General features: G+C 62.4%; 20 protein-coding genes, 1 tRNA gene and 1 other RNA gene. 12 read left to right on the forward strand and 10 right to left on the reverse strand.

Annotation, left to right across the window (positions count from 1 at the left end; genetic code table 11):
- The first annotated feature begins 2 nt into the window (after nt 1–2).
- Nucleotides 3–399: RNase P RNA component class A (gene rnpB / locus BMF35_RS01540), an RNA gene on the forward strand.
- Between the two features lie 2 nt (nt 400–401).
- Here rnpB and BMF35_RS01545 read toward each other — a convergent pair.
- Nucleotides 402–1202 (reverse strand): metallophosphoesterase, encoded by an 801-nt coding sequence (locus tag BMF35_RS01545; protein ID WP_047006642.1) that lies wholly within the window; start codon nt 1200–1202, stop codon nt 402–404.
- A 251-nt stretch (nt 1203–1453) separates the two neighbouring features.
- Here BMF35_RS01545 and BMF35_RS01550 point away from each other — a divergent pair, with 251 nt between their 5' ends.
- The 4 genes from BMF35_RS01550 (at nt 1454) to der (ending at nt 5076) form a co-directional block, all read left to right on the forward strand.
- Nucleotides 1454–2227 carry a TorF family putative porin gene (locus tag BMF35_RS01550; RefSeq protein WP_047006643.1) on the forward strand — a complete coding sequence of 258 codons (774 nt, stop codon included), beginning with the start codon at nt 1454–1456 and terminating at the stop codon, nt 2225–2227.
- A gap of 117 nt (nt 2228–2344) precedes the next feature.
- Nucleotides 2345–2782 (forward strand): VOC family protein, encoded by a 438-nt coding sequence (locus BMF35_RS01555; RefSeq protein ID WP_047006395.1) that lies wholly within the window; start codon nt 2345–2347, stop codon nt 2780–2782.
- Between the two features lie 195 nt (nt 2783–2977).
- Complete coding sequence (locus BMF35_RS01560; RefSeq protein ID WP_206539546.1) at nt 2978–3280, forward strand: GIY-YIG nuclease family protein; 303 nt, start codon at nt 2978–2980, stop codon at nt 3278–3280.
- Between the two features lie 299 nt (nt 3281–3579).
- Nucleotides 3580–5076: a ribosome biogenesis GTPase Der gene (der, locus tag BMF35_RS01565; RefSeq protein WP_047006396.1), complete on the forward strand. Its 1497-nt coding sequence runs from the start codon at nt 3580–3582 to the stop codon at nt 5074–5076.
- A 139-nt stretch (nt 5077–5215) separates the two neighbouring features.
- Here the strand turns inward: der and bfr are convergent, their stop codons facing one another.
- From bfr to BMF35_RS01585, 4 genes are all read right to left on the reverse strand, one after another.
- Entirely contained in the window at nt 5216–5719 is a 504-nt protein-coding gene (gene bfr / locus BMF35_RS01570) for a bacterioferritin (protein WP_047006645.1), read from the reverse strand.
- 139 nt (nt 5720–5858) lie between these two features.
- Entirely contained in the window at nt 5859–6050 is a 192-nt protein-coding gene (locus tag BMF35_RS01575) for a (2Fe-2S)-binding protein (RefSeq protein WP_047006397.1), read from the reverse strand.
- 100 nt (nt 6051–6150) lie between these two features.
- The gene (locus tag BMF35_RS01580; RefSeq protein ID WP_047006398.1) at nt 6151–7428 is read right to left on the reverse strand and encodes a DUF418 domain-containing protein; all 1278 of its coding nucleotides are present in this window, start codon (nt 7426–7428) and stop codon (nt 6151–6153) included.
- A 60-nt stretch (nt 7429–7488) separates the two neighbouring features.
- Complete coding sequence (locus tag BMF35_RS01585) at nt 7489–8616, reverse strand: SPOR domain-containing protein (protein ID WP_047006646.1); 1128 nt, start codon at nt 8614–8616, stop codon at nt 7489–7491.
- A 287-nt stretch (nt 8617–8903) separates the two neighbouring features.
- On the opposite strand from BMF35_RS01585, the gene BMF35_RS01590 reads away from it, so the two are divergent.
- Genes BMF35_RS01590 through BMF35_RS01600 form a run of 3 tightly spaced genes read left to right on the forward strand, consistent with a single transcriptional unit; the run spans nt 8904 to nt 11541 of the window.
- Entirely contained in the window at nt 8904–9620 is a 717-nt protein-coding gene (locus BMF35_RS01590) for a ParA family protein (protein WP_047006399.1), read from the forward strand.
- Between the two features lie 11 nt (nt 9621–9631).
- Nucleotides 9632–10093, forward strand: a complete 462-nt coding sequence (locus tag BMF35_RS01595) for a hypothetical protein (protein WP_082115654.1) — start codon at nt 9632–9634, stop codon at nt 10091–10093.
- Nucleotides 10094–10107: 14 nt separating this feature from the next.
- Entirely contained in the window at nt 10108–11541 is a 1434-nt protein-coding gene (locus BMF35_RS01600) for an SPOR domain-containing protein (RefSeq protein ID WP_162199214.1), read from the forward strand.
- Nucleotides 11542–11604: 63 nt separating this feature from the next.
- On the opposite strand, the gene BMF35_RS01605 is transcribed toward BMF35_RS01600, so the two are convergent.
- From BMF35_RS01605 to BMF35_RS01615, 3 genes are read right to left on the reverse strand one after another with little or no spacing between them, the layout of a single operon-like run.
- Complete coding sequence (locus BMF35_RS01605; RefSeq protein WP_047006400.1) at nt 11605–12366, reverse strand: SDR family NAD(P)-dependent oxidoreductase; 762 nt, start codon at nt 12364–12366, stop codon at nt 11605–11607.
- The gene (locus tag BMF35_RS01610) at nt 12356–13600 is read right to left on the reverse strand and encodes a dihydroorotase (protein WP_418202098.1); all 1245 of its coding nucleotides are present in this window, start codon (nt 13598–13600) and stop codon (nt 12356–12358) included. The genes BMF35_RS01605 and BMF35_RS01610 overlap by 11 nt, the downstream gene beginning before the upstream one ends.
- The gene (locus BMF35_RS01615; protein WP_047006402.1) at nt 13591–14622 is read right to left on the reverse strand and encodes an aspartate carbamoyltransferase catalytic subunit; all 1032 of its coding nucleotides are present in this window, start codon (nt 14620–14622) and stop codon (nt 13591–13593) included. The genes BMF35_RS01610 and BMF35_RS01615 overlap by 10 nt, the downstream gene beginning before the upstream one ends.
- Nucleotides 14623–14736: 114 nt before the next feature.
- On the opposite strand from BMF35_RS01615, the gene sppA reads away from it, so the two are divergent.
- The 3 genes from sppA to BMF35_RS13820 all read left to right on the forward strand — a co-directional run bounded on the left by sppA (nt 14737) and on the right by BMF35_RS13820 (nt 17644).
- Nucleotides 14737–16638: a signal peptide peptidase SppA gene (gene sppA / locus BMF35_RS01620; RefSeq protein ID WP_047006403.1), complete on the forward strand. Its 1902-nt coding sequence runs from the start codon at nt 14737–14739 to the stop codon at nt 16636–16638.
- A 70-nt stretch (nt 16639–16708) separates the two neighbouring features.
- A tRNA-Val gene (locus tag BMF35_RS01625) sits at nt 16709–16783 on the forward strand.
- A 213-nt stretch (nt 16784–16996) separates the two neighbouring features.
- Nucleotides 16997–17644 (forward strand): hypothetical protein, encoded by a 648-nt coding sequence (locus tag BMF35_RS13820; protein ID WP_236781535.1) that lies wholly within the window; start codon nt 16997–16999, stop codon nt 17642–17644.
- Nucleotides 17645–17748: 104 nt separating this feature from the next.
- On the opposite strand, the gene BMF35_RS01635 is transcribed toward BMF35_RS13820, so the two are convergent.
- Together BMF35_RS01635 and BMF35_RS01640 are read right to left on the reverse strand one after the other, a co-directional pair.
- Nucleotides 17749–18156: a MerC domain-containing protein gene (locus tag BMF35_RS01635; protein ID WP_047006405.1), complete on the reverse strand. Its 408-nt coding sequence runs from the start codon at nt 18154–18156 to the stop codon at nt 17749–17751.
- Nucleotides 18156–18770, reverse strand: a complete 615-nt coding sequence (locus BMF35_RS01640; protein WP_082115616.1) for a DUF1826 domain-containing protein — start codon at nt 18768–18770, stop codon at nt 18156–18158. Before BMF35_RS01640 ends, BMF35_RS01635 begins: the two co-directional genes overlap by 1 nt.
- 221 nt (nt 18771–18991) lie before the next feature.
- On the opposite strand from BMF35_RS01640, the gene BMF35_RS01645 reads away from it, so the two are divergent.
- Nucleotides 18992–21148 carry a TonB-dependent siderophore receptor gene (locus BMF35_RS01645; protein WP_236781536.1) on the forward strand — a complete coding sequence of 719 codons (2157 nt, stop codon included), beginning with the start codon at nt 18992–18994 and terminating at the stop codon, nt 21146–21148.
- Nucleotides 21149–21154: the final 6 nt, after the last annotated feature.

Genomic DNA, 21154 nt, shown 5'->3' on the forward strand with positions numbered 1-21154 from the left:
TGCCGGGGAGCCGGGCAGCCGCGTGCCTTTGGTGCGAGGAAAGTCCGGGCTCCACGAGACGAGGGTGGCGGGTAACGCCCGCCGTGGGAAACCACAGGGAAAGTGCCACAGAGAGAAGACCGCCGATGATCCTTTCAGGATACAGGCAAGGGTGAAAGGGTGCGGCAAGAGCGCACCGGGGTTCTGGCAACAGCGCCCGTCATGGCAAACCCCACCCGGAGCAAGACCGCATAGGGGTCTCGCGCCATTAGCTGGCAGGAGCGTTTCGCTCCGAGAGACTCGGGTTGGTTGCTGGAGCGCGTGGAGCAATCCACCGCCTAGATGAATGGCTGCCCCCGCAGCGCTGGTCGAGAGATACCGGTTGCGGGACAGAACCCGGCTTACAGGCTCCCCGGCACGTTTCAGCCTTTCTCGACGCAGATGGCGCCGTCCGCGCCCTGCACCGCTGCGATATAGCGCCTTTGCGTGCCTTCCAGCACGATCGCGGTCAGCCTGCCGGTCTCGTAGGCACCTGTGTCCAGCCCGATGCGATTGCCCATGTCTTCGGGCTTCTCGCTAATGGTATGGCCGTGCACCACCACGAAATCTTCGTGAATGTCGCCATGGCTGAGGAAAGGCTCGCGAATCCAGCGAAGGCGGCTGATATCCTGCTCTGCCAGCGGGACGCCGGGCTCGATCCCGGCATGGACGAAAACGTAATCGCCGATGCGGATGCTGTCTTCAAACCCCTGCATGAAGGCGACGTCCTCCTCCGGCACCGCCTCGCGCATCATTTCCTGCACTTCCTCGATGGAACTGCGCGTGTAGCGACTGCGATCCAGACCGTAGCTCATCAGCGTTTCGCGCCCGCCATAGCGCAGGAAATGGCGCAGCGTGTCGAGGCTCTCAAAGCTGCGGAGGAACATTTCCTCGTGATTGCCGGCAAGAATGCGGACATTGCGCGTGTGTTGCCACTCGCGCGCCATGGCGATCACCCGGCGGCTGTCGGGACCGCGGTCGACGAGGTCGCCCAGCAGGATGACGGTCGCCTCTGCCTCGGCCGTCTCGCGGTTGTCCGCCTCGATAGCCGCCATTATCGCCGCGAACAGGTCGTCCCGGCCATGGATGTCGCCCATGGCATAGACACGCTCGCCATCGGGGATGGCAGCATCGAGGGAGGGGCGTTCTTCGCTCGCCCGGCGTGATCTGAAGAACGAAAACATGGTGTGGCCTGTGCGCTCCACATAGGGCTTGTGCGCAAACACGCAATTGCACAATGGGCGGCGACTGGTGCGCAAACCACACAGATTGTCTCGCCATACGGAACAATGCGCAATTCTTCTTGTGCAGTGCAGCATGATCCGGCATGATTGTTGCTGCATTCGCGAAGATCGGGCACGAAACGATGCCCGGCGCGCGATCCGCGCAGGTGGGACGAAGCATTGTTCACCACAAGCAATTGAGGAAATTGCCCATGCTTACGTCCGTCCGCAGCCTTGCCGCTGCTTCAGTTTTCGCCCTCTCCGCATTCGCTGCCCCTTCCGCCATGGCGCAAGTGGTTAATCCCGCCGACGAGGTGGACGATGATGGCGGTATCGGTGTCGAGCTGTCCGCCAATGTCGCCATCGTCAGCGAATATCGCTTTCGCGGGGTAGACCTTTCGGGCGGCGACATCGCCATACAGGGCGGCATCGACCTTGGCCTGCCCGCCGGATTCTACCTTGGCACATGGGCATCCTCCATCGACGAGGATACGGTCGGTTACGGCCACACCGAACTCGACATCTATGGCGGCTGGGCCGGTGAATTCGGCAATGTCTCCACCGATGTCGGCGTCATCGTCTATATCTACCCCAATGCAGGGGCGGGCGATTTCGACTATGTCGAATTCTACGGCTCGCTCGGCTACGCGCTCGGCCCGGCAGAAGTCACCGTCGGCATCGCTTATGCGCCGGACCAGGCCTCGCTTGGCGATACGGACAATTTCTACATCTATTCCGATGTCGGCGTCGGCATTCCCGGCACGCCTGTGACAGTGACCGGCCATCTGGGATACACGGACGGCTTCCTGACATTTACCGACGACAGCGAAGCGCTCGACTATTCCATCGGCCTCGAAGCCGGTTTGCCGGGCACGCCGGTATCGCTGGGCGTCGCGTTGGTCGGGGTAGAGGGCGATGCGCTGATCGACCCGAACGGGACCTTCACCGATGATGGCGTGGTGCTGACGCTGGGCGCCAGTTTCTAACGCCTTCCATATCATGAAAAGGGGCGCGGTCCGGCAACGGACCTGCGCCCTTTTTCTTTGCGGCGATGCGCTCTCGCGCCTAGCTGCGAGCGAAACGATGAGAGAAGGACACGAGCCATGGCCCAATACCTCCACACCATGATCCGCGTTGCCGATCCGGATGCCGCCATCGACTTCTTCAGGCTGATCGGCCTGGAGGAAGTGCGCCGCAAGGAAAGCGAGAAGGGCCGCTTCACGCTCATCTTCATGGCCGCGCCGGGGCAGGAGGACGTCGCCGAACTGGAATTGACCTATAACTGGCCGCCCGAAACCGGCAGCGCGCCCGAAACCTATGACGGCGGACGCAATTTCGGCCATCTCGCTTACCGCGTCGACGACATTTACGAAACGTGCCAGCGCCTGATGGATGCCGGCGTCACCATCAACCGTCCCCCGCGCGACGGCCACATGGCCTTCATCCGCTCGCCAGATGGCATTTCGGTCGAGTTGCTGCAGGATGGCCATCTCGACCCGCAGGAGCCTTGGGCCAGCATGGAAAATACCGGCAGCTGGTGATCGGTCGTGCTTCGCTTGCACTTACCGGATTCTCCCGCAATCCGTCATCGGGAGGAAGCGAAGCGACCGCGGCGATCCATGGTGCGACAATCCAACGCGGCGGAGCAGGCTACGGTAGCGCCATGGATCGCCACGCTTCGCTCGCGATGACGATTTCGCTTTGCATTGCCGATAGATACCCGACACCGTTCCGAGATGAACCGCGACATATTCCAGCCAGCCGCCTACATCATGGCCAGCCAGAAAGGCGGCACGCTCTATGTCGGTGTCACATCGGATCCGGTAAAACGCATTCATCAGCATCGCGAAGGCCTCGTGGACGGCTTCACCAAACGCTACCGCTGCAAACGCCTCGTCTGGATCGAGTTTCACGAAAACATGGACAGCGCCATCATTCGCGAGAAGCAGCTGAAAGCTGGCTCACGGAAGACCAAGATAGCACTGATCGAGGCTGATAATGCTGACTGGCGCGACCTGTGGGACGCAATAATTAAATAGATTCGTCATCGCGAGGGAGCGTAGCGACTGCGGCGATCCATGGTGCGACTTTTGCAAGCCGGCGCCTTCGGACATGGCAGTCCCATGGATCGCCGCGCTTCGCTCGCGATGACGGCGTCAAAAACCAAATCGGTCATCGCGAGGGAGCGTAGCGACCGCGGCGATCCATGGTGCGACAATTCATGGCGGAGCAGCGGGCTACGGTAGCGCCGTGGATCGCCGCGTTTCGCTCACCTCGACTCGCCCAACACCTCCACGAACATCTTGCCAATCGCGCTGCAAAGCGCCACCTGCCGCGCATGATACAGCGCAAGCTCCCCGAGGTCGTCATCATCGGCCGCCCCAATGTGGGCAAGTCGACCCTGTTCAACAGGCTGGTCGGCAAGCGGCTGGCGCTGGTGGACGACCAGCCCGGCGTCACGCGCGATCGCCGCAAGGGCGAGGCCGGCCTGCTGGGGCTGGAATTCGAAGCGGTCGACACTGCCGGATGGGAGGACGAGGACGACGCCTCTCTCCCCGGGCGGATGCGCGCGCAGACGCAGGTTTCGCTGAAAGGCGCCGATGCCGCGCTGTTCGTCTATGACAGCCGCGCCGGGCTCACCCCGCTCGACGAAGAGATCGCGCAATGGCTGCGCGAGCAGGAGGTGCCCGTCGTGCTCATCGCCAACAAGGCAGAGGGCAATGGCGGTGAAAGCGGCATCCTCGAAGGCTATTCGCTGGGTATGGGCGACCCCATCCCGGTCAGCGCCGAGCATGGCGAGGGTGTGGCAGACCTGTATTCCGCACTATTCCCGCTGATTGGCGACCGCGCCGAGCAGTTGGAACTGGAGGTCGAGCAGGCCGAGGCCATCGCCGCCGACGAGGCCGCCAAGCGCGCTGCCGCAGCTGCGGAAGCGGGCGAGGAGCTGGAGGAGATCGATCCCACCGCGCCGCTTTCGCTCGCCATCGTCGGGCGGCCCAATGCGGGCAAGAGCACGCTGATCAACCGCTTGCTGGATGAGGACCGTCTGCTGACCGGCCCCGAAGCGGGCATCACCCGCGATTCCATCGCGGTGGACTGGCTCTGGACAGATCCCGCTTCGGGCGAGGAGCGAGTCATCAAGCTGATCGACACGGCGGGGATGCGCAAACGCGCCAAGGTGGTGGACAAGCTGGAGAAGCTGTCCGTCTCCGATGGCTTGCGGGCGGTCGATTATGCCGAAGTCGTGGTCCTGCTGCTGGATGCGACGCGCGGGCTGGAAGTGCAGGACCTGAAGATCGCCAGCCGCGTGCTCGAAGAAGGCCGCGCGCTGATGATCGCCATCAACAAGTGGGACATTGCCGAAGACCCGTCCGCGCTGTTCAACGGCGTGCGCGCGGCGCTGGACGAAGGCTTGGCACAGCTTCGCGGCGTGCCGCTCTTCGCCGTCTCCGCCGTGACCGGCAAGGGGCTAGACACCATGCTTGGCGCGGCCTTCAAGCTGCGCGAGGACTGGAGCCGACGCGTGCCCACCGCCGCACTCAACCGCTGGTTCGACGATGCGCTGTCCGCCAATCCGCCGCCAGCGCCCGGCGGCAGGCGGATCAAGCTGCGCTATATCACCCAGGTCGGCACACGCCCGCCGCGTTTCGTCATTTTCGGCACGCGGCTGGACGATCTGCCGGTCAGCTACGAGCGGTATCTGCTCAACGGATTGCGCAAGCGGTTGGGCTTTGGCGCGGTGCCGGTGCGACTGAGCCTGAAATCGCCGAAGAACCCGTATGACGCGAACAAGGGCGGTGGCGGCAAGTTCAGCGGCGGCCAGGGGCGCGATTAAATCGTCGACTGCCAACACCAGGCCGGTATTATCGCGGCGCCACTACCGATTGCGGCCTTCATGCAAAAATGAAAGCGGCGGCGGAGATAACTCCCCGCCGCCGCAGTCTCGTTGTCTCGGCCCCTAGCTGACTTAATCCCTAAGCGGTGCCCGCGTTGTTCTCGCCTTCGCCAGCCGCCACGCTGTTCAGCTGGACGTAATTCTGCAAGCCCATCCGCTCGATCATGTCGAATTGCGTTTCGAGGAAATCGACATGCTCTTCCTCGCTGGCGAGGATCGTTTCGAAGAGCTGGCCGGAGGTGAAATCCTTCACTTCCTGACAATAATCCGCCGCTTCGCGCAGCAGCGGGATGGCGTCGTGCTCCATGGCGAGGTCGGCTTTGAGGATTTCCTCGACCGTTTCGCCCACGCGCAGCTTGTGGAGCGCCTGGAAGTTCGGCAGCCCATTCAGGAACAGGATGCGATCGGCCAACCAGTCGGCATGCTTCATCTCATCGATCGATTCGTGCCGTTCGTATTCGGCGAGCTTGTAAACGCCCCAATCGTTGAGGACGCGGTAGTGCAGCCAGTACTGGTTGATCGCGGTCAGCTCATTGGTGAGCGCCTTGTTGAGATATTCGATGACATTTTCGTCGCCCTTCACAGCGCACATCTCCTTTGCAAGAAATCTGGCTGGCAGATGCTCACCATAGCGCCCGATTGGCAAGGCTTTCGGAGACAATTACAGGCCAAAAACCGCAGAAATCTGCGCTAATGCGAATGCGTATCAGGATTGATGAAAGTTAGGCGGCTACCATGGGAGGCAGGAGAGCGGCGCGCTCTTCCTCGATCACCTCGTTCGCCTCTTCCAAGCACTGGCCGCAATTGGGGCGCTTGCCCAGTTTGGCATACACGCTTTCCGCCCCGCCACGGTGCTGGCGCGCAGCCTTGCGCAATTCACACTCTTTGATGGCATTGCAGATGCAGGTGTACATCGATCCGGCGACTCCGTCTGTGCGAATCCCGAATTAATGCGAATGGATTGCATTAGCAAGTCTTTTGCGAGTAATTCTCAAAATCATTCACAGCGCGGTGTCAGCGTCGCAGCGGGAAGCGCTTCCAATAGGTCAGGCAGCGCCAAAGCCATTCAAGCGGCCCGTAGCGATATCGCTCCAGCCAAGGCTTCGACCACGCCAGCATGATCGCCCAGGCCAGCGCGACCACCAGGTACAGTTCTGGCCTTGAAAGCTCGCCCCACAGGCCCCCCGCCCATGGGTGGAAGATCAGCATCATCAGCACCGAGGTGCCGAGGTAATTGGTGAAGGCCGCCCTGCCCGCCGCCGAAAGCCGTTCCGCCAACCAGCCGCTGGCCGTCGCCCCGATCTGTGCCAGCAGCACGGCAAGGCCAAGGATCATTAGAAGGCGCGGTAGCATGGAGAAGGAGACGAAGGCGGCAATCGTGCTCCAATAGGTGAAGCCGATGCTCTTCAGCCAAAGGCCCAACAGCAGGCTCAGCGCGCCGCCTATCAGCAGCAGCGACCACGCCCACACCTGCCGCTTGCGCACCGATCCCCCGGGGCTGAACCAGCCGAATTTGTACATTGCCATGCCCACCAGCATCAGCGGCAGCGTTTCGAAAGCGAACAGCCACAGCATGTTGAGAATGTCGGCGGCGTGGTTGGTGACGTTGTTGGTCACGTAATCGACATAGCTGCCGCTTTCCATGATCGGCCGTTCGCGCGCATCGATGTCGAGCGTTTCCTGCTTCACCTCGATCATCGCGGCAGCGCCTTCCTCCATACCCTCTTGCTGGCCGAGCGGTGTTTCGGCGATGAAATAGGCAGAGCCAATGGTGGCGAAATAGACGAGCGCGCCAAGGGCATATCCGCTGAGACCCAAGGCCATCAGCGCGCGCCCTTCCATGCGGACGAACAGCACCGCCACGAAGCCAGCAACCGCATACAGCGTCAGGATGTCGCCGCGCCAAATGAGGAAGAAGTGGATCAGGCCGAAAACTAGCAGCCAGCCGAGCCGCCGTACCTGCAACCAGCGAGACGATCCACGCGCCCACGCCCGCTCCATGAACAGCGCCATGCCTGCGCCGAACAGCAGGGTAAACAGCCCGCGCATCTTGCCATCGATCAGGGTGAATTGCGCGACATAGAGCCATTCGTCGATCGAATCGTGCGGCACGAGGAAGGCGCTCGGCATCATATAGGCGGCCCAAGGCTGGCCGAAGGCGACGATATTGGCAGCAAGAATGCCGAGCACGGCAATGCCGCGAATGAAATCGAGGCCAAGGATCCGCTCGCCCGATTTGGCAGGTGCAGGCGGCACGGCCTCGCCATCGGGCGTTGTCTGCGTCTCGGTCATGGTAGTCCCCTCAATCGTCCTTGTGCGCACTATGGCGCTGACCCGGCGATTCGCAAAGGATCAGTTACAGGTGACGAGGCATTCCTGCCCGGCGCGGCGCAGGCTGTTGCAGGCAGCCTGCGCTTCGGCTTCGCTGGCGTACCCGCCTGCCAGTAACCGCGTGACGCGGCCCGAGGGGACGAGCAGGCGCGCACGTCCGGCGATTTCAGGCCGGTCCGCCAAGCGGGACCAGAGCCGCTCTGCATTCCCCGCCACGCCGAATGCGCCAAGCTGCACTTTCCATGGGCCACTGCTGAGATCGCGCGCAGCTGTGGCGGCACGAGCGGGCGGCGCGGGCGTGGCTGCTGCGGCTCGAGCAGGCTCCTGCCTTGCCGGACGTGCAGGCGAGGATCGCCGCGCAAAGCTCGCCCCCGCTTCGGCGGGATCGGCAGTGCCCGTGGCCTGGCGCGCTTGCAGCACGGCATCGCGCGCCGCAGCGACTGATGGTGATACGGCCACGGTCTGGACCGGCGGAGGCGCTTGGCGTGCAGGCGGCGGCGCGGATGGCACCGGCGCTTCTCCGCTGACCGCGAGGTCTGCCGCGGCCAGCTGCGCCGCGCGCGTCTGCATCGTATCCGTCTCGATTGCGCGGGCAAGCGAAGCGGCGGCCTGCCGGTCTTCCAGCGGGATATGGCGATCCATCTCCGTAATCGCTGTGGCGGCTTGCGGCAGGCCAGCAGCATTGGCCAGCGTCATCAGCGCATAGGCGCGCTGCCAGTCCCGCTCCAGCAAATCGCCGTTGAAATGACCCACGCCCAGCAAATAATGCGCGCGCGGATCGCCTCGCCCGCTGGCTTCCAGCACCAAGGGTAAAGCCTCTTCGCGGCGGCCACTCTGGAACAGCATCAGGCCATAGGTATCCGCAGCCTGCAAATGCCCTGCCTGCGCGGCGGCTTCGTAAAGCTCTTCCGCGCGCGCCATGTCGACAGGCACGCCGCGGCCCAGCCGGTAAGCCTGCCCCAGATTGAACATCGCATCGGGATCGCCCGCTTCAGCCGGGCCCTGCCACGCTGCTACGGCGGCTGCGTAATCGCCGCGCGCCCAAGCATCCACGCCGTCACGCACATCGGCAGAAGCAGGCGCGGCCAGCAGCAGGGCAGCCACCGCCAAGCTGCGTGAAAGCACGTATGTCCTGCTGCGCTTTGCCATGACCATTCCCCGTGTTGCGCACCAAGCGAGCGGTGCGAGTACCATGCCTGCCATAGTAAACGGCCTGTTAGCAAAGCGTTTATGCGCTGCGCCTATCATCCCCTTACCGTATGGCAGCGCCCGCAGCGCGGCCAGCGATCCGGCCACAGACAGCCTCCTGCACAGCCAACGTTGCGCAACAAGGCCCTGTGCAAATTAACCCAAAATAAAGGGTATCCTGCGAAGCCCTAAGGCGAAGGCCCGTGATGAGACTTGGTTCGGGTCAGTAACTTTTAGGGGGAATCGCCTTGCGCGTTTTGGCTTTGGCATCGCAAAAGGGTGGATCTGGCAAGACCACACTGTCCGGACACCTCGCCGTGCAGGCGCAGCGCGCTGGCGCTGGACCGGTCGTTCTGATCGACATCGATCCGCAGGGCTCGCTGGCCGACTGGTGGAACGAGCGTGAAGCGGAGTTTCCCGCTTTCGCCCAGACCACGGTCGCCCGGCTCGCAAACGATCTGGCGATACTTCGCCAGCAAGGCTTCAAGCTTGCCGTCATCGATACGCCGCCCGCCATCACCATGGCGATCCAGAGCGTGATTTCGGTGGCAGAGCTGATGGTCGTCCCGACCCGCCCCAGCCCGCACGATTTGCGCGCCGTGGGTGCCACGGTCGATCTGTGCGAGCGTGCCGGCAAGCCGCTTATCTTCGTGGTGAATGCCGCAACGCCGAAGGCCAAGATCACTTCGGAAGCTGCCGTCGCGCTGTCGCAGCACGGCACCGTTGCCCCCATCACCGTTCACCATCGCACCGATTTCGCCGCCTCGATGATCGACGGTCGCACCGTCATGGAAGTCGAGCCGGAAGGTCGCAGCGCGCAGGAAGTAACGGCGCTGTGGCACTATGTGGCCGATCGCCTCGAAAAGAACTTCCGCCGCACCGTCTTTGCCGCACCCGGCAAGGCAGCTGCGGCCAATGGCGCGCATCGCCCGCAGAGCAATTTCGGTCGCCGGGCGGCTCAGTAATGGGCAGCGCCATGACAGACAGCGCCTTTGCATCGCTTGGTCCGATGCTGCTGGCTCGCAAAGGCACGGCCAAGCCGGCCATGCGCGCACAGCTGACGCAGAACGACCGCGTCGGCACGCTGGGCGACGATTTCGACGACCTGGCTGCCAGCCAGTCGGCCCTTGGATGGGACGATATGGGCGGCGAGGAAAGCTCCGTCGTGCCGCTGCGCATCGCCAACGATACAGCGCCGCTCGCATCGCTGCCGCAGGTCTCGGCCCGTCCGCGCCGTGTTGCCGCGCCGCAGGGCCGCCGCACCGCCTTCACTCTGCGGCTCGATGCAGAACGCCATCTGAAGATGCGCCTTGCTGCGACCATGCAGGAATGCAGCGCACAGGAACTCGTGACCGAGGCGCTCGACCGCTTCCTGTCCGAAATTCCCGAACTTGATTCGGTTGCCGCGCATGTCGCGGGCAAGAAAACCAATAGCTGAGAGGGATGCGAGAAATGACCGCAGATACCAAGCGTAAGCCGATGATCGCCCTTGGCCTGACCACGGCCATGGCTGCTGTGTTGCTGGGCGGCTGTGCCGGTACAGCAGCGCCGCGTGCCGAGGTCTCCGCGACCGACGCCGTGCGCGCCATGGATCGCGGCCAAACCAGCGAAGCCGTTCGCCATGCGGAGGCTGCCGTGCAGGCGGAGCCGCGCAATGCCGAATATCGCATGGTGCTGGGCAATGCCTATCTCGAGGAAGGGCGCTTTGCGTCCGCCTCCACATCCTTTGCCGATGCGATGGCGCTGGGCGAGAACAGCCCGCGCGCTGCGCTCAGCCTCGCCTTGTCTCTCAGCGGGGAAGGCCGTTTCGCCGAATCGAGCGCCATGCTGCGCCAGTGGGAAGGCGAGATCGCCGCAGCCGACCTCGGCCTTGCCTATGCGCTGGCAGGTGAGCCGGAACGCGGCATCCACATCCTTTCCAATTCCATCCGCCAGGGCGACAATACGGTGAAGACCCGCCAGAACCTGGCCTATGCCTATGCCGTGGCCGGTCGCTGGCGCGATGCCCGCCTGATGGTGGCGCAGGATGTGCCTGCCGACCAGGTTGGCGATCGTATGCAGCAATGGGCGCAGCTGACCCACGCCGAAGCCTACCAGCACCGCCTCGCCGGTCTGCTGGGTGTGCCTGCCGGCGTGCGCGATGCCGGCCAGCCTGTGCATCTGGCACTGGTGAACAATCCGGGTGTCGACCAGCTGGCAGCCGAGACATATGCTGCCGCACCTGCCGCACCTGTCGCACAGGTCCAGGCTCCGTCGCCTACCGCAGAACTGCCGCCGCTCGCAGCACCCGCTGCCATGTCCGGCACGCCCGTGACTGCTGAGGAGCCCGCAAGCTTCGCCGAAGCCTTCACCGCTCCCGAGCCTGCGCGTGCTCCGGCTTTGGCTCCGATCGCTACGGCCGCGCCGAGCGAGCGTTATGCCGCTTCGCCGGTCGTGCAGTCCGTGCGCAATGATGGCGAGGCCCGCATGGCCGCAGCAGCAACCGCAGCGCATGCCGCCGCGACGCCTGCTCGCCCAACGCGCCGCGCGGCTGCGGCTTCTGGCACCGGTCCGGCCACGGCCAGCTTCACCTCCGCGCCTGTGGCAGACGGCTCGCACCTCGTGCAGCTCGGCAGCTTCTCCAGCGAAGCCGCCGCCCGCCGCGCATGGGACATCTATACCGACCGCCACCCCGCCCTCGCCAATCACGAAATGGTGATCACCGAGGCCGTGGTTCGCGGCAAGCGCTACTGGCGCGTATCGGCTGGTGGTTTCGACACCGCATCCAGCCGCGCCATGTGCTCCAACGTCAATACGTCGGCTGCCGGGGAAGGCTGCATCAGCTGGGCTGCATCCAGCCCGCTCCCCGGCGCAGTAGACAATGGCGTGCGCCTGGCCCGCCGCTAATTCGGTTCGTCCCGAGAGAAGCCCTTCCCGCTTCATGCGGGGAGGGTTTTCTTTTGTCCGGCGTCAGAGTGTATAGCCGCCATCGCTCACCAGTGCGGTGCCGGTAACGGTGCCCGACGCGTCGGACAACAGGAACAACACTTGCTGCGCCAGTTCCTCCGCCGTCTCGAAACGGCCCATTGGCGTCATCCCTTCGGCCATCGTGTTGAGCGCGCCTGCGCGGTCGCCTTGATGTTTTTCCACCAACTCCTCGAAGAACGGCGCGCTGTCCCAGATGGCGGTATCGACCCCGCCCGGTGCAATGGCGTTCACCCGGATGCGGCGGCGCGCGCCTTCTTTCGCGGCGATCTTGGCCAGATGCAGCGTGGCCGCTTTCGATGCGCCGTAAGCGGCGATCCCCGGCTCGGCCTTCAGGCCTGCGACCGACGCAGTGAGCACCATGCTCGCCCCGTCCTTCGCCTGCCGCATCGCGGTGCGCAGCGAAAGAAACAGGCCATCGAGATTGACCGCCATGACCTGTCGCCAGTCGGCAAAGGCCATCTTGTGCACGGGAGCGGCCTGACCCGCAATCCCGGCATTGAGCAGGGCCGCATCCAGAGCGCCGCCATCGCCTTCGATGCGGTCCCACAGCGCCTCGTCGGCAACATCGCCTGCATAAAGGCTCGTCTCGCAAGCGAGGTCGAGATTGTTCAGCGCCTGCTCGTTCAGGTCGACCAGCACCAGGTGCGCCGCGCCGGCATCGGCAAGCGCGCGGGCGCTAGCGAGGCCGATGCCCGAGGCCGCACCAGTTACCATCACCCGCTTTCCGCTGAAATTATAAGTCAATTTCCACTCCACCTTTCCAGAGCCGGGTCACGCGGCCCTGCACGGGCTGGCGATCGAACGGCGTATTGCCTGCCGATGCCGCCATTTCCCGGCTATCGACGATCCAGGGCGCTTCGGGGTCGAGCAGCGCGATATCGGCCTCGTATCCCTCAGCAAGCATGCCGGCCTTCACGCCCAGCAGCGCGGCCGGTGTGCGCGCCAACAGGTCGAAACCGCGGGGCATATCGATCACGCCGTCGCGAACCAGCGTCAACGTCATGGCGAGCAGCGTCTCGGCCCCTGCCATTCCCGGCGCGGCATCGGCGAAGGGCAGGTTCTTGTCCTCCGGCCCGCGCGGATCGTGGCCGCTGGCGATCACGTCTATCGTGCCATCGCCGATGGCTTCGCGCACGGCCTCGCGGTCGTCCTCGCTCCGCAATGGCGGGGAGAGGCGCGCGAAGGTGCGGTAATCGCCCAGTGCGAGGTCGGACAGCATGAAATGCGCTGGCGTTACACCCGCCGTAATGGCGACGCCGCGCGCCTTGGCCTGCCGAACCAGCTCAAGCCCCGCGCGGGTGGTGACTTGCCGCACATGCAGCCGCGCGCCGCTCATTTCGGCAAGCGCGATATCGCGGGCGAGCGCCAGCGTCTCGGCCTCGGCAGGCGCGCTCGGCAGGCCCAGCCTGGTAGCCATCTCGCTGGCCGTGGCGGCGGCATTGCCCGCGATCCCGCCATCCTCGGCATGGGTCACCACGACAAGGTCCAGCATTGCGGCATATTGCAGCAGGCGCAGCATGACGCCGCTATCGGCAATCCAGCGCCGCCCGGTGGCGACCGCCCTTGCGCCAGCCTCCGCCATCAGCGCGATTTCCGCCAGATGCTCGCCGGCAAGATCCTTGGTCGCCGCCGCCATGGGATGGACCCACAGATCGGGCTTGCCGCTCTGCGCGAGGAAACGCACGCGCGCCGCAATGTCGAGCGGCGGCGCCTGGTCAGGCATCAGCGCGGCGCGCGTAATGCCGCCGAAATGGAAAGCGGGCTTGTCGATGGCAAACACGCCCAGGTCGACGATACCGGGCACGACGAACTGGCCTTTCGCGTCGAGGATGGCGGCATTTTCGGTGCTTTGGTCGGCACTCGTTTCAACACTGTCGATATGGCCGTCCGCCATGCAGATCGTGCCCTCAACCACCCCTTCCGGGGTCAGCACGCGACCGTTAGAAATGGCAGAAATGCTGGGGTTCGTCATACCCATTCCCCCTCGCCCCAGCCCGGCTCACCGCGCGCCTTCCGCGTCAGAATGTCGAGACACGCCATCCGCACCGCGACCCCCATCTCCACCTGATCGGTGATGATGGAACGCGACGGGTCGTCAGCCACATCGCTGTCGATCTCGACACCGCGATTCATCGGGCCGGGATGCATCACGATGGCATCGGCAGACGCCTTCGCCAGCCTTTCTTTCGTGAGGCCATAGAGGTGGCGATATTCGCGCGGGCTCGGGATGAACTGCCCGTCCATCCGCTCGTTCTGCAAGCGCAGCATCATCACCACATCGGCACCGTCCAGCGCCTTGTCGAAATCGTGGAACGGCTCTGCGCCGATCTGCTCCACGCCGGTCGGCATCAGCGCGGGAGGCGCGCACAGCCGCACGCTCGCGCCCATCGCCTGCAGACAGAGGATATTCGACCGCGCCACCCGGCTGTGCAGGATATCGCCGCAAATCGTCACCGTCAGGCCGGTGAAGTCCTCGCTCGTCTGCCCTCTCTTTCGCAAGGCATGGCGCAGCGCCAGTGCATCCAGCAGGGCCTGCGTCGGATGCTCGTGCTGCCCGTCGCCCGCATTGAGCACGGGGCAATCGACATGACCCGCGATCAGCCCCACCGCTCCGCTGGAACCGTGACGGATCACGATAGCATCGGCCCGCATGGCGTTGAGCGTGCGCGCCGTATCGATCAGTGTTTCGCCCTTCTTCACGCTAGACTGTGCGGCATGCATGTTGATGACATCCGCACCCAACCGCTTGCCCGCAATCTCGAACGACAGCAGCGTGCGCGTCGAGTTTTCGAAGAAGGCGTTGATTATTGTGAGGCCCGACAGCCGGTCCGTATGCTTGGCCGCCTGCCGATTGAATTCCACATATTGTTCCGCCTCGGCCAGCACGTAGAGAATCTCGTGCCGTTCTAGCGCGGAAATGCCGATCAGGTCGCGATGGGGAAAAGCGCGCCCCCCTGCGGGAAAGCGGCTGCGGGCGGAGGGTTCGGGCGGCGATGTCATTAAAGCCATGCCCTTAGTCGAGCGACCTATGCCGCTCAAGGCTTATGTCTGGCATCGCGCCGATAGAGCCCCTACACAGAGAAGCGAAACGCAGCTCCGCAACAGGGATTATCCATGAATTTCGCACGTAAAGTCTGGCGCTTGCTGGTCTGCATCAAGGATGCGCTGGCGCTGCTCTTCCTGCTGCTGTTCTTCGCAGGCCTGTTCGCTATCCTCAGCGCACGCCCCAATCCCGGCACGGTGCGCGACGGTGCGCTGCTGCTCGAAATCCAAGGCGTGGTCGTGGAAGAGGTGGCGCCGGTCGATCCGCTTCAGGCCCTGCTCGCCAATACGGTGCCGGTGCGCGAATACGCCGCGCGCGATCTCGTGCGCGCTATCGATGCCGCGGCAGGCGATGAACGGGTGGATGCGCTCGCTCTCGATCTCAGCGGTTTCCTTGGTGGCGGCGCCGTGCATCTAAGCGAATTGGCGGGCGCGCTGGAGCGGTTCTCGAACACCGACAAGGCGATTTACGCATACGCTTTTGCCTATGGCGACGATGCGATGCTGCTGGCCGCCCATGCCGACGAGATCTGGGTCGATCCGCAAGGGGGTGTCGCCATTTCCGGCCCGGGCGGGGAAAACCTCTATTATGACGGCCTGCTGGAGCGTTTCAACATCACCGCAAATGTCTACCGTGTCGGCACCTATAAGAGCGCAGTCGAACCTTGGACCGAAAGCGGCATGTCCGACGAGGCGCGCGAGCAAATCTCGCAGCTATACGCGACGCTCTGGCAGGAATGGCGTGCACAGGTAAATAGCGCACGGCCGCAAGCCGATATCGACCTCGTTACCAGTGATGTCGCCGGGTGGCTGGCAGCTTCTGCCAACGACATTGCCGATGCGTCGCTCGCCGCAGGCCTCGCAGATCGCATCGGCACGCGGGTCGAATGGGGCGAACGCATCGCCTCCGAAGTGGGCGAGGATGAATGGTCGGACGAACCCGGCGCATTCGCCGCCACGGATTACGATCCCTGGCTCGCCAATGTCGATGCAGATGCCGAATTCGGCACCGAAGGCACGATCGCGGTCATCACCGTGGATGGCGAAATCACCGATGGCGAGGCGGGGCCGGGTTCTGCTGGCGCTGCGCGCATCACAGCGCTGCTCGACGAGGCGCTGGACGACGATATCAGCGGGCTGGTGGTGCGGATCAATTCGCCCGGCGGCACGGTAACAGGGTCCGAAGCCATCCGACGCGCGGTGCTGCGCCATCGCGACAAGGGTGTGCCGGTTGCCGTTTCCATGGGCAATTACGCGGCGTCCGGCGGTTACTGGATCGCCACCGCAGGGCAGCGCCTGTTTGGGGAACCGCAAACCATCACCGGCTCTATCGGCGTTTTCCTTGTTCTGCCCAGCTTCGAGAATGTGCTGGCCGAATATGGCGTGACCACCGATGGCGTGCGCACCACCGGCCTCTCCGGACAGCCCGATCTGCTCGGCGGCATCACGCCGGAGGCCGATGCGCTTCTGCAGGCCTCGACCGAAGGCTTCTATGCCGACTTCCTCGGGCTGGTCGCCCAGTCGCGCGACATCTCGCCAGAGCGGGCCGACGAACTGGGACAGGGCCGCGTCTGGGATGGCGGTGCTGCGCGCCAGCTCGGTCTTATCGACCAGTTCGGCGATCTCGACAGCGCCATTGCCTGGGTCGCGGAACGCGCGGAGCTGGCCGATGGCAGCTTCACCGTCGATTATCTCGGCGACGATGCTCCCAGCTACGATTCCCTGCTGGCACGCCTGTTGATGGGCGGCAGCGCAGGCGAGGGAGAGACCCGCGATATCGTGGCGATCCTCGGCCAGCGCGAAACCGCACGGCTGGGCACGATCGCAAGCGATCTCGAACGCCTGATGCGCGCCGAAGGGGTGATGGCCCGTTGCCTCGAATGCACGACCCTTCCCGGCGGCGAGCGCGGCGGCGTACGGGCCGACACGGCCTCCATCTGGCGCACCCTGCTAAGCCGCTCGCTGACAGAGTAACAAGCTGCAAAACTCGCGCTTGCAAGGGCGTAGCGAAAATGGCAAAGGCCCGCTCCTGCCGCAGATCGGCGGGCGCGTAGCTCAGTGGTAGAGCACACCCTTCACACGGGTGGGGTCGCAAGTTCAATCCTTGCCGCGCCCACCATCTTTTCAATGATTTAGAAGAGATGGGCGGCGTTTCCATGAAAAAAACATGAAAAATTTGGGTGGACATCCGCGAACATCGGCGGGGATCTCGGCGCGGTGAGTCTTCAAGCAATCGCTAACTCGATCGACCTGCATAGCCGCAGCGAACCAGAAGGTTACCGCTTTTTCACGATTGGCTGACTAACATGCCCCGTCAAACTCGAGAGAAAGCATGTCAGCCCATCAACCAGTCCTTCCGGCCAAGGCCATTGAGCTCGTTAAGTCCAGAAATCTCGAAAAAGCTGATGATTTGTTAGCCGATTTCGCCGCGGCTGGCCTGATCAAAACCTATGCTCTCGTACGAGAAATAAGACCCGCCGGGGGTCCGACCAAGGTAGTGCGCGATGCTCAGATTCCGAACGAAGATTGGGAAAGGATTGTAGCATCAGGAAAAATTCATGCCGCTCTAAACGGTGGAACAGTTCGGCTAGAAGGATCGCCTCTACATGGAGGTTTGCCGTCAGTACTCATAACCGGAATCAGCTTTTCCGAAGCTGCGCTCGTCAAGGTTCTCGATAGGTATTGCGTGGGTTTACTTGCCGATGCCTCAGAGCAATCTAGCGGCTGCGATGCGCACGCTATGACGAAAAGCATCGCTCCATCCATCGACGCTTCCGAGGCAAAGAAGGAAGGCGTGCAACCGATCAGGTCCGGCGATCTTACCGCGTCAGTCGCTCAGACCGAACAGGCGACTGGGTTGGGTCGAACGACAATCGACAAGCTTATGCGAGATGGCACGCTGGTCAGGAAAAAAGTCGGCAGACGAACTCTGATCACGGTCGAAAGCATCGAGCGTTTGGTTGGTGCAAAGGTAGCCTGACAACTAGTAAATGCGATGGTTCTCAAGTCCGCTTTGCGACCCATTATCGGTCATACGTCGCGCCTCGCGCTCTTCCCGAAAGCCGACGCCCTATGCGATGGCTCTCACGGTGGACGAAAGTCGCTGCCAGATGCGGCACAATGCGCTCCGCGCAGCCAATTTCGCAGATGAGCCATCGCTACAAGAATGGCTCCGACCGAGGTCGTAGCCACCTCGATAGCGTCGCTTTTAGCGAACAGTCCGAACACCATCGATGCCAAGCCCACCATGCCCAACCCAAGAGAAAGTTGCGCATGTGGGGAACGCTTGGCGGCCTTCCATAGGACGGTCCCGCTAAATGGCAGAGCGATAGCAACGAGCAAGGGGTGCAAGTCTTCGGGCAAGTCCAGCCAGGTCGACCATGCTGGAGATAGCGCGATGATCACCGGAGGCAACAGACAGTGAACGATACAGATGCTCGAAATGGTTATGCCGATGCCATCCAGCCAGTTTGCCTGCCTTCGGAGCGTCATCACCCACACTCGCCTTCACTGGCGAAGGTTTGCGTATCGATTACCAGTACGAGGCGCTTGACGCCCAAGTCAGCCGCAGGCGGGGACCGGTGAAAGCTAGGCGCGTGGTTTTCGCCATAGAGGCGGCCCTTGAAAAGTCCGACATGGCCTGTCGGAAGGTCAAGCAAGATTTCGGATCCGGGATCGTTATCGAGCGCGATCTGCGTGCCCGGACCCGCGTATGTTGTGATCAGGCGAAGGTCGGTGTAGTCGGCGTGCCCCCTACGGCATGAATTCGTGACGATCTGCTCTAGGCGAATGCGTATGTGATCGGAACCGGTGAGGTCCGCAAAACGCAAAGCAAGCCGTTCGATGCCCCGACATATCTGCGGAGGAAGATCCGGCAACTGCGATATCGCCTCCGCCACGGACCCGGTGGCGATGTGAGAGAATGGTTCGGTTTTCAGAAGCTTTGCGGCCGGCGCGGCCAGCTCAACGACACTCCGCGGTTCAATGACCAGCGACGTTTGCGGATCGGCGATGGAATCCCATCGGGCCGGGATTCTTTGCCAGGATTGCCTGATGCGCGCGTTGATCACCGTCCGGCCATCAGGTCTTTCAGCAACAATATCCATAGGAGTAGCCTTCCATGTTAAGCAGGCTCGTGTCCGAGCTCGGGGCACGGCAATCTGTGATCCGTCGAAAGGTTGCGGCCGGCGCGATAGTGGTCAGTCTGACAAATACGCTCTTGACGTAATGTTATGCTGTATCATAACCAACCCCGCAATTCGGAAGCCGCGTTTCCGGCGCGGGTCCGGGCATCACATATTTTCTGCCTTGGACGGGGGTCCTGATCGTGCTCGATTTTCGCTTTGTCGTATCCGCTTCAGTTTTCACCATGGCCACAGCCATGGTAAATTCGACGCAAGTTGCGGCGCAGGAAACAGAGGTCTCAGAAGACGCTGAAGCGCTTGGCGAAGTTATCCTGGTGACGGGTGTGCGCCCAGCCTATCGTGGCGACTTCGAAGCGCTCGAAATTCCGCAAGCTGAGCAAATCATTTCTACTCAGCTTCTGGAGGACAACAATGCTCTCGACCTCGATAACGCGCTGGACCTTTCCGCATCGGTGGCGAGACAAAACAACTTTGGTGGGTTGTGGAATAGTTTCGCCATTCGCGGTCTTGTAGGCGACGAAAACCTCCCGAGTGGCTTCCTCGTCAATGGCTTCAACGCGGGGCGCGGTTTTTCCGGACCGCGCGATCTTGCCGGCATTGAGGCGGTCGAGGTTTTAAAGGGTCCTCGCGCAGCTCTTTATGGGCGCGGCGAACCGGGCGGAACGGTCAACCTTTTGACCAAGAGTCCGCGGTTCGAGACGGCGGGCGAGATTCTTTTTCAGGCTGGCTCATACGACTTCTATCGTGGAGATGTCGATCTTCAGACCACACTGGGTAGTGCAGTCGGCGTCAGATTCGTAGGATTTTACGAGGACGCCGGAAGCTTTCGCGACACGATAGAAACAGAACGTTTTGGACTTTTTCCGTCTGTTGCGATCAACATCAGTGATGCATCCCGCCTCGTTTACGAACTCGAGTATACACGCCAGGAACTGCCTTTTGACCGCGGTGTCTTGGCGTTGAATGGTGAGCTCGGCGTCCTCCCGATCAGCCGGTTTCTGGGAGAACCCGCAGACGGCCCGAACATCACCGAATCCTTTGGCCATCAAGTGGAATTCCAACACGATTTTTCAGATAGCTGGAGTGCGCTTTTGGGCTTCAACTATCGCGATACCTCGCTGACGGGGTCTGCAACGGAAGCGGAACTTTCCGGCAGCCGACAGCAGTTATTCGTAGACGGCCGCACACTGACGCGGCAACGCCGATTCAGAGACTATAGTGGCGAGTATTATGTTTTTCGTGGAGAGCTGACCGGAGAATTCGAGACAGGTGGCGTGCAGCACCGCATAATTATCGGGGCTGACACTGACCGGTTCGAGAACGATCAAGTATTCAGCCGGGTGCGTTCGCGACCGCTATCGAGCGATCCCTCGCTTCAAGAATTGCAGGCTCTCGATATTTTCGATCCGCAATACGGACGCTTCCCTTTGCCGGAGCCGACGCCGTTAACGGATCGATTGGAGATCCAAGCTGCGACGGGTGTTTACTTTCAATATCAGGTCAGCCTTGGCGAACGCTTCGATTTGCGTCTCGGGGGTCGCTATGATGAGTTTTCGGACGAGCAGAACAACCGGGCGACGAACCGTATTTTCGAAACAAACGACAACGAATTCAGCCCGCAAGTCGGTGCCGTTTACCGTTTTACGCCAGAGATCGCGATTTACGCGACCTACGGCGAGAACTTCCGTTCCCTATCCGGGGCGACGTTTGACGGCGAACCCTTCGATCCGAAAAAGGCGGAGGCCTTCGAAGGCGGCATTAAATTTGAGAGCTCTGACGGACGCCTCTTGGCGACCGCGACGCTTTTCTCGATCCAGCAGAGCAATATTCTGATTGGCGATCCCGTTAATCAGTTTTTTCTCATCTCTGCGGGTGAAGCGAGTAGCAGGGGAGCGGAATTCGATCTGCAAGCGCGTTTGTTCTCCGGCACTGACCTGTGGGTTTCCTATGCGTATGTCGATGCTCAGATCGACGAGGAAATCATCGACGCAAACTTCCTCGTTCCCATCGTTCCGGGCTCGCGAATTCTCAACGTTCCGGATCATAGCTTGAACGTGCAATTGGCACATACGACGCAGGTGCTGAGGCGAAACGTCAGGTTTGGCGGCGGCGTTCTTTATGTGAGCGACAGGTTGGGCGAAGTCGGCACAGATTTCGAGCTTCCGGCCTACACGCTCGCGCGGCTATTCGCTGAAGCCGACTTGACTGAAAACGTTGCGATCAGGCTCGATGTCGACAACCTTTTTGGTGAGGAATGGTATCCGAACTCCCTTGCCGAACTCCGCGTGCAACCCGGTGCCCCCAGGACTGTCCGCGTTGGCGCTCGGTTCAGCTTCTAACGAAAG

This window comes from Aurantiacibacter gangjinensis (assembly GCF_001886695.1).
In the GTDB taxonomy this organism is placed as follows: Bacteria; Pseudomonadota; Alphaproteobacteria; order Sphingomonadales; family Sphingomonadaceae; genus Alteraurantiacibacter; species Alteraurantiacibacter gangjinensis.